We start from the raw sequence: 7,539 nt of genomic DNA on the forward strand, positions 1-7,539 counted from the left end.
TACGGCTTTTCGGCCGGTTCGGCCACCCCCACCGTGCACTGCGCGCCGTTCCGGTCGGGCTTAATGCCTACCGTTTCACCCCGAAGCGGTACTCCGTCACCGAGCTGAACAGCTCCCCCGGCCGCAGCACCGTCGACGGGAAATCCGGCTGGTTGGGGGAGTCGGGAAAGTGCTGGGTTTCGAGGCAGAAACCCGCGTGCTTACCGTATACAAGGCCGTTTTTGCCGGTGAGGGAGCCGTCGAGGAAGTTGCCGGAGTAGCACTGCACGCCGGGCTGGTCGGTGTACACGTCCAGGGTGCGGCCAGTGGTCGGCTCGGCGGCCGTGGCTACCAGCCGGAATCCGTTTCCGCCCAGCACCCAGTTGTGGTCGTAGCCGCCGGGCACCTGGGCTATCCGCTCCCCGATAAGGTGCGGCGCCGTGAAGTCGAAGGGCGTGCCCGCTACCGGGCGCAGCTCCCCGGTCGGAACCAGCGTGTCGTCGACCACCGTGTAGCGCGCCGCCCGCAGCTGCAGCTCGTGGCCGAGCACGTCGGGCCGGGCGCCGCCGCTGAGGTTGAAGTAGCAGTGGTTGGTGAGGTTGACGATGGTCGTCTTGTCAGTGGTAGCCCCGTAGCTGATGCGCAGCCCGTTGTCGGGCGTGAGCATGTACACCACCGACACCGTGAGCGTGCCCGGGTAGCCTTCCTCGCCGTCGGGGCTGATGTAGCTCAGGCGCAGGGCCGGCGCCGGATCTACCAGCACCTCGACCTGCCACAGCACCTTGTCGAAGCCCCGCAGGCCGCCGTGCAGGTGGTTGGAACCGTTGTTGGTGGCCAGCTCGTACGTCTGCCCGTCCAGCTCGAAGCGGCCCCGGGCAATGCGGTTGCCGAAGCGCCCAATCAGCGCCCCGAAGTAAGGGCCAGCCTGCTGGTACTCCGGGCTGAAGTAGCCGTCGAGCGAGTCGAAGCCCAGCACCACGTCGCCGGGCTGCCCGTCCTTGTCGGGCGCCAGCAGGTGCGTCACTGTGCCGCCGTAGTTCGTGATGCGCACTTCCAGCCCGCGGCCGTTGCGGAGGGTGAAAAGCTGGGCGGTCTGCCCGTCGGGCAGCTGGCCGAAGTCGGCCGCGGTGATGGAAGGCTGGGACATAAAAGCAGGGGCTAGGCTGGTTTTTGGCTGCATTCTACGCACGAAAACGCACTCCGGCCGCCCCAAACGCCAACCGCCCCGACCGGAAAACCCGGCCGGGGCGGCTTACTGCTACGTTGGCGCGAAGTTTCTACCGCTGGTTGCGCAGCGTAAACCGCTCGAACGCCACCGTGCTGGCTTCGTTGCCCTGCGCCAGCAAGCCCACGCGCACGCCCCGGTCCCAGGGCGGCAGGTAGGTGCCGTTGATGGCGAAGCCCTCGGTGCGCAGCGGCTCCCAGTTGCGGCCGCCATCGGGGCTGTAGGCAAAGCGGTAACGGCTGCCGCCCCAGCACTCCAGGCGCAGGCCCAGCGCGGCCGTGGACTCCAGCAGCACGTCGGCCAGCACGTTCTTCTGCCCCGATTTCACGTGCCAGAACTGCAGGCGCTGGTTGCCGTAGGCCACCACCAGCGCGTTGTACGGGTCGCCCACGGCCCCGATACCGGCGAACGTGTCGCCCGCCAGCTCCTCGGCGCGCACCACCACGCTGGCGGTGTAGGTGGCGGCGGTGGTGCGGCGCACCAGCAGGCTGCCCAGGCGCGTCGGGTTGGCGCCGAGCCGCAGCTGGTTGTCGGCCACGCGCAGGCGCGGCAGCTGCCCCACCGGCCACTGCCAGTTCAGATTCAGGGCGTCGCCGCCGAAACGGTCCGTTACGTCCAGTCGGCTCACGTCGGCCAGCGGCTCGGCCTGCGGACTGTTGTTCACGAATTCGGGCCAGCCCTGCGCGTTCCAGGTGAATTCGCTCAGCAGGCCCTGCCGGCCCACAAACTCGTGGCTGTTGGCCGCGTAAGCGTGGTGCATCAGAAACCAGCGGCCGTCCTTCTCGGCCACGGTGCCGTGGCCGGGGCATTTCCAGTGGCGGTTGTCGGTCAGGATGGGATTCTGCGGGCACTTTTCCCACGGCCCGAGCAAGGTGCGCGAGCGGGCCACGCCCTCGGCATAGGTGCAATACTTGCCGCAGCAGGCGTTGCCAGCGTAGAACATGTAGAAGTAGCCGTTGTGGTGCACCATGGCCGAGCCTTCCACCAGCGGCCCTTCCCAGGGCGCATCGTTGCGGAACAGCTCGTGGCGCTTGCCCACCAGCTTCATCTTGTGCTCGTTGAGACGCTGAGCCCAGATGGGCGTGGCCCGGTTACGGCTGTTGCCGTCGTTTTTCCACACCAGGTGCAGCACGCCGTTTTCGTCGCGGATGGGGAAGCCGTCGATGGAGCCGGCCGCCTCGCCCACCAGCGGGCCGTGGTCGGTGTAAGGGCCTTCGGGCCGCTCGGCGCTGGCTACGGCTACGCTCAGCACGCCGCCCTTGCGGCGGGCCGTGTAGTAGAGGTACACCCGGCCGCCCTCGTAGAACAGCTCCGGCGCCCAGAAATTCGAGTCGCACCACTCGGGCAGGCGGCCGGGAAACACGTGGCTCACCAGCTCCCAATGCACGAGGTCGGTGCTCTTAAACAGCGGAAACACCGCACCCCACTCGGCCGTGGTAGCCGAAGCCCAGTACGTGTCACCGATTTTGCAGATGGTCGGGTCGGGAAAGTCGCCGGGCAGCACCAGCCCATCGTAGCTGGTACGCGCGGGCGCCGCCGGAGCTACTTCGGTGGCATAAGTTTCATGATGGCCGAGCAGCCAGCTTGCGTCTGCGGAAGAAACAGAGGCGCCCGATTCAAAGTCGAAAAACACGGCAGGAGAAGTTGAAATGGGAAATGGAGCCAACCTAGCAAGCCTGACTACTACCCAGCTGCCGCGCCTGCCCGATTGTCCGGTAATCGGTCAAATAGCGCGCCAAATAAGCGTTAGATTTTGGACTTGTCTATGAAAGTTTGTACCTGCTATACAACTCGTGGCGGGCCCGGAAAACGATTCTGAGGCAACGAAAAACGCCGAACGTGGTAGGGTATCCAGTAGTTCGGCGTTTTCGACTTTTCGAAGTTAGCGAAACTTCAGCTATTCCGCAGTCGTAGCCACTGTTTTTTGCCGAACGCGGCTTATCCGTCGGCGAAACCAACCAACTACTGGACCAAACTGCGCGAGTCATCGACCAGCGTATAGCCATTACCGGGCGAAGTTGTCGGGCGCGGGCCGCGCTGTCGTCCGCCAGGGCAGTTTCTGCGTACTTCTAGCCGAAGTGCCGCCAACGTTTACCTTCGCTGCTATGTCTGCCCAAACCGTTGCTACTGCTTTTCAGCGCCACTTTGGCTACGCCGCTCCCCTGCTGGTGCGCGCCCCTGGCCGCGTAAACCTTATCGGGGAGCATACCGATTACAACCTGGGCTACGTGCTGCCCGCGGCCATTGATAAGGAAATCTACTTCGCCGTGGGCCTCAACGGCGGCCATGAAATCCGCCTCGTCTCGCACGACCTCAACGACTGCTGCACCGTGGCCGTCGACCAGCTGCACCGCACCGATACGCAGTGGGCTAACTACTTGCTCGGCGTGGCGGCCCAACTGCAGCAGCGCGGCATCGTCCTCACGGGCTTCGACTGCGTGTTCGGCGGCAACGTGCCGGTAGGCGCCGGGTTGTCGTCGTCGGCGGCCGTGGAGTGCGGGCTGGCTTTTGCGCTCGACCAGCTCTTGGCCACCCATATCGATAAGATGACCCTGGCCCACGTGGCCCAAAAGGCCGAGCACGAGTACGCCGGCGTCATGTGCGGGCTGATGGACCAGTTTGCCAGCCTGTTTGGCCGCGACGGGCACGTCGTCCGCCTCGACTGCCGCTCCCTCGACTACGAATATTTCCCCTTCGATACCCAGGCCTGCCGCATCGTGCTCTGCAATTCCGGCGTCAAGCACAGCCTGGCCGATTCGGAGTACAACAAGCGCCGCCAGGAGTGCGAGCAGGGCGTGCGCATCCTGCAGCAGCACTACCCCGAAGTACAGAGTCTGCGCGACGCCACGCTGGCCCAACTCCAGGCTCACCAAGCTGAGTTCGACGAAGTGGTGTACCGGCGCTGCCGCTACATAGTCGAGGAAAATACCCGCGTGCTGCAGGCCTGCGAAGCCTTGCAGCGCCAGGATTTGGTTGGTTTTGGCCAGTTCATGCACGCCTCCCACGCCGGCCTGCGCGACGATTACCAGGTGAGTTGCCCCGAACTGGACGCGCTGGAAGAAGCCGCCCGCGGCCTGCCCGGCGTGTACGGCGCCCGCATGATGGGTGGGGGCTTTGGCGGCTGCACCATCAACCTGGTAGCCCCCGAGCAGGTCGAGGCGTTTCTGGAGCAGGTCAGCGCTGCGTTTGAAGCCCGCTTCGGCCGCCGCCCCGACACCTACCAGACCAGCATCGTCGGCGGCGTTTCCCAGGTGGTTGGGGAGCAGGTAACGGCCGGAATCGGCCAGTAGCGCCGGTAGGGCGGGCGTTTCGCTGCGGGGCTTGGCGAATTTGCGCTTATTTGTTGCGCAATTAATTAGCCGTTCCGCATGCTCCGCTCCCGCCCTGCCATTCCCCGCCTGCTGCTGAGTGCACTCGTTGCCACTGCCTCACTGACGACCAGCGCCCAGCCTACCCTCATAGGCAATCAGCTGCCGCCTGCCTGGGCCAAGGACGTGGTCTGGTACCAGATTTTCGTGGAGCGCTTCGCCAATGGCGACCCGAAAAACGACCCTACGCCTGCCACTATGGCCCCGTCGTTTCAGGCCCCGCCCGGCTGGCGCATCACGCCCTGGGGGCACAACTGGTACGAGCCCGAGCCCTGGGCCCGGCAGGCCAAGCTCAGCTGGGGCGACGAGCTGGGCCTGCGTCGCTACGGCGGCGACCTGCAGGGCGTCATCGACAAGCTCGACTATCTTAAAGAGCTGGGCGTGTCGGCGCTGTACCTCAACCCCATCAACGACGCCCCTTCGCTGCATAAATACGACCCGCGCAGCTACCACCACGTCGACATCACCTTCGGCCCCGACCCCGCCGGCGACCAGAAAATCATTGCCGGCGAAACTCCCAACGACCCTGCCACTTGGCAGTGGACCAGCGCCGATAAACTATTCCTTAAGCTCATCCGCGAAGCCCACCGTCGCCAGATGAAGGTGGTGCTCGACTATTCCTGGAACCACACCGGCACCCGGTTCTGGGCCTGGCAGGATATCCTGCAGAAGCAGCAGGCCTCGCCTTTCGCCGACTGGTACCAGGTTACCAAGTTCGACGACCCCGCTACACCCCCGAACGAGTTTGCCTACCAGGGCTGGGCCAACCTCGCCAGCCTGCCCGAAATCCGCAAAGTCGACGTACCCGTGCCGCGCCAGCCCGGCGGCCACCCCTACGAGGGCAACCTTAATCCTGGCGCCAAGCAGCATATATATAGTGTCAGCAAACGGTGGTTGCTGCCCGACGGCAACGCCGCCAACGGCGTCGACGGCTACCGCCTCGACGTGGCTGACCAAATTCCCCTCGGTTTCTGGCGCGACTACCGCACTTATATAAAGAGCCTGAAGCCCGACGCCTACCTCGTCGGCGAAATCTGGTGGGAGGAGTGGCCCGATAAGCTCATGAACCCCGCACCCTATACCAGCGGCGACGTGTTCGACGCCGTCATGTTCTACCAGGCCTACCGCCCCGCCCGCCAGTTCTTCGCCAACGTCGCCGAGTCCCTCGACGCCCCGCAGTTCGTACAGGCCCTGCAAGCCGAGTGGAGCCGCCTAGCCGAGCCTACGCGTTACGCCATGATGAACGTCAACGCCACGCACGACACCCCGCGCCTGCTCACCGACTTCTACAACCCTGCTAAATACAAGTACCAAGCTACTCCTCGCGACAACCCCAGCTACAAAACTGGGAAGCCCGACGCCGATACTTATAAGAGAGTCCGCCTCTACCTCATGCACCAGTTCACCAGCGTCGGCGCCCCCCACATCTGGAACGGCGACGAACTGGGCATGTGGGGCGCCGATGACCCCGACTGCCGCAAACCCCTCATGTGGCCCGGCGTCGCCTTTGAGCCCGAAACCCGCACCAACTACCAGCCCGGCCCCACCGACCCCGTCGCCTACAACGCCGAGCACTACCGCTTCTACCAGCAGCTCGCCCGCCTCCGCCGCGAACATGCCGTTCTACGCACGGGGCAAATCGAGTTCCTGACCGCCACCGGCAAGCAGCTTGCCTACCGCCGCTTCGATCAGCAGCACCAGGTTGTCGTTCTATTCAACCTCGCGTCTACCTCTCAAACCTTCAAGCTCCCCGGCAAAGGCAAGTGGAGCACCCTTCTCGGCGACGGAACCATAGCTGCCAACAACGCCACCATCCCTACCCTCAGCGGCCTCATTATTCACCAATGAAGCAGTACCGGTAATCGGAAAAGGGCGGCCCAAACCACGCGCGCCGCCCGTGTCAATGACAGCTTGAGCAGCCGAACCGCCACTCAGGCGGAACCCTGCCGCCACCTACGTGCCTCCGATTGCTTAGCCATTCCAACGCTGCGCCCCGCTCTTCAGATTTTTTGCCGGATTTTTTTACCTCTCCAAATCCAGTCACCAGGGTTGATACAGAGCGACATACCTCCCGGCCACGTCTTGCTAGCAAGCTGCGCATTGCCGGCAAAAGTGTCACTGAGCTTGCATAGACCAGATCAGCCCACTACTTTTGCACTCCCAATCAGACGGAATGGGGCAAGCAAAACCGAAAAACAGCTTCAAAAAAAGTTGTCAGGAAGTTTGGAAGCCGAAAAACATTCTTACCTTTGCACCCCGCTTCAGAAGGAGGCGGCAAGCAACGAAAGGCAAAGAAAAAAGTTTTTCGAAAAGCTTGTATCGAAATAAAAGCTTCTTACCTTTGCACCCCGCTTCAGAAGGAGGCGAGTTGCAGGAAAAACGAAAGAAAATTTTCTTCGAAAGCTTGCAAATCGAAATAAGCTTCTTACCTTTGCAACCCCGAACGGAACGACGCTCGGCAAGCATAGAAAAAAAGAGGTTGCAACAACAACCACACGGCTGATTCAAAAGGAATTAGCATACGTTCTTTGAAAGACTGGAAAGACAAATAGGTAAGACTTGCTTGTTCTTACACGTAAGACAAGCAACGAGCAGCGTACAAGAAATAAGCTCGTCAATACGGGTCGGATCAGCACTCGACATGGATTTAGCTTCGGCTAGATCGATAAATTTTTTACAATGGAGAGTTTGATCCTGGCTCAGGATGAACGCTAGCGGCAGGCCTAATACATGCAAGTCGAACGGGGCAGCAATGCCCAGTGGCGCACGGGTGCGTAACGCGTAGGCAATCTGCCTGTCTCTGGGGGATAGCCCGCCGAAAGGTGGATTAATACCGCATGACACTGCAGGGCGGCATCGCCCAACAGTTAAAGAATTTCGGAGATAGATGAGCCTGCGTGCCATTAGCTAGTTGGTGAGGTAACGGCTCACCAAGGCGACGATGGCTAGGGGAGCTGAGAGGCCGAT

The 7,539-nt window shown here is 62.5% G+C and carries 5 protein-coding genes and 1 rRNA gene; 4 read left to right on the top strand and 2 right to left on the bottom strand.

What is annotated here, in order from left to right; all coding sequences use genetic code 11:
* Positions 1–67: 67 nt before the first annotated feature.
* Positions 68–1,126, bottom strand: coding sequence for an aldose epimerase family protein (locus tag EJV47_RS16755; protein ID WP_243651192.1), 1,059 nt, complete (start codon positions 1,124–1,126; stop codon positions 68–70).
* A 130-nt stretch (positions 1,127–1,256) separates the two neighbouring features.
* Positions 1,257–2,837 carry a family 43 glycosylhydrolase gene (locus tag EJV47_RS16760; protein WP_165903795.1) on the bottom strand — a complete coding sequence of 527 codons (1,581 nt, stop codon included), beginning with the start codon at positions 2,835–2,837 and terminating at the stop codon, positions 1,257–1,259.
* Between the two features lie 472 nt (positions 2,838–3,309).
* On the opposite strand from EJV47_RS16760, the gene EJV47_RS16765 reads away from it, so the two are divergent.
* From EJV47_RS16765 to EJV47_RS16780, 4 genes are all read left to right on the top strand, one after another.
* Positions 3,310–4,494 (top strand): galactokinase, encoded by a 1,185-nt coding sequence (locus tag EJV47_RS16765; protein ID WP_126694326.1) that lies wholly within the window; start codon positions 3,310–3,312, stop codon positions 4,492–4,494.
* Positions 4,495–4,572: 78 nt separating this feature from the next.
* Positions 4,573–6,420, top strand: coding sequence for a glycoside hydrolase family 13 protein (locus EJV47_RS16770; RefSeq protein ID WP_126694327.1), 1,848 nt, complete (start codon positions 4,573–4,575; stop codon positions 6,418–6,420).
* A gap of 304 nt (positions 6,421–6,724) precedes the next feature.
* Entirely contained in the window at positions 6,725–7,075 is a 351-nt protein-coding gene (locus tag EJV47_RS16775; protein WP_126694328.1) for a hypothetical protein, read from the top strand.
* Positions 7,076–7,248: 173 nt separating this feature from the next.
* A 16S ribosomal RNA gene (locus EJV47_RS16780) occupies positions 7,249–7,539 on the top strand; the annotation flags it as partial.

The organism is Hymenobacter gummosus, assembly GCF_003970915.1.
GTDB classification, from domain to species: Bacteria; Bacteroidota; Bacteroidia; order Cytophagales; family Hymenobacteraceae; genus Solirubrum; species Solirubrum gummosum.

What these genes read in the sequence shown, in the direction of transcription:
- EJV47_RS16765 (WP_126694326.1), top strand. Translation starts at nt 3,310, where the DNA reads ATGTCTGCCCAAACCGTTGCTACTGCTTTTCAGCGCCACTTTGGCTAC.
- EJV47_RS16755 (WP_243651192.1), bottom strand. Translation starts at nt 1,126, where the DNA reads ATGTCCCAGCCTTCCATCACCGCGGCCGACTTCGGCCAGCTGCCCGAC.
- EJV47_RS16770 (WP_126694327.1), top strand. Translation starts at nt 4,573, where the DNA reads ATGCTCCGCTCCCGCCCTGCCATTCCCCGCCTGCTGCTGAGTGCACTC.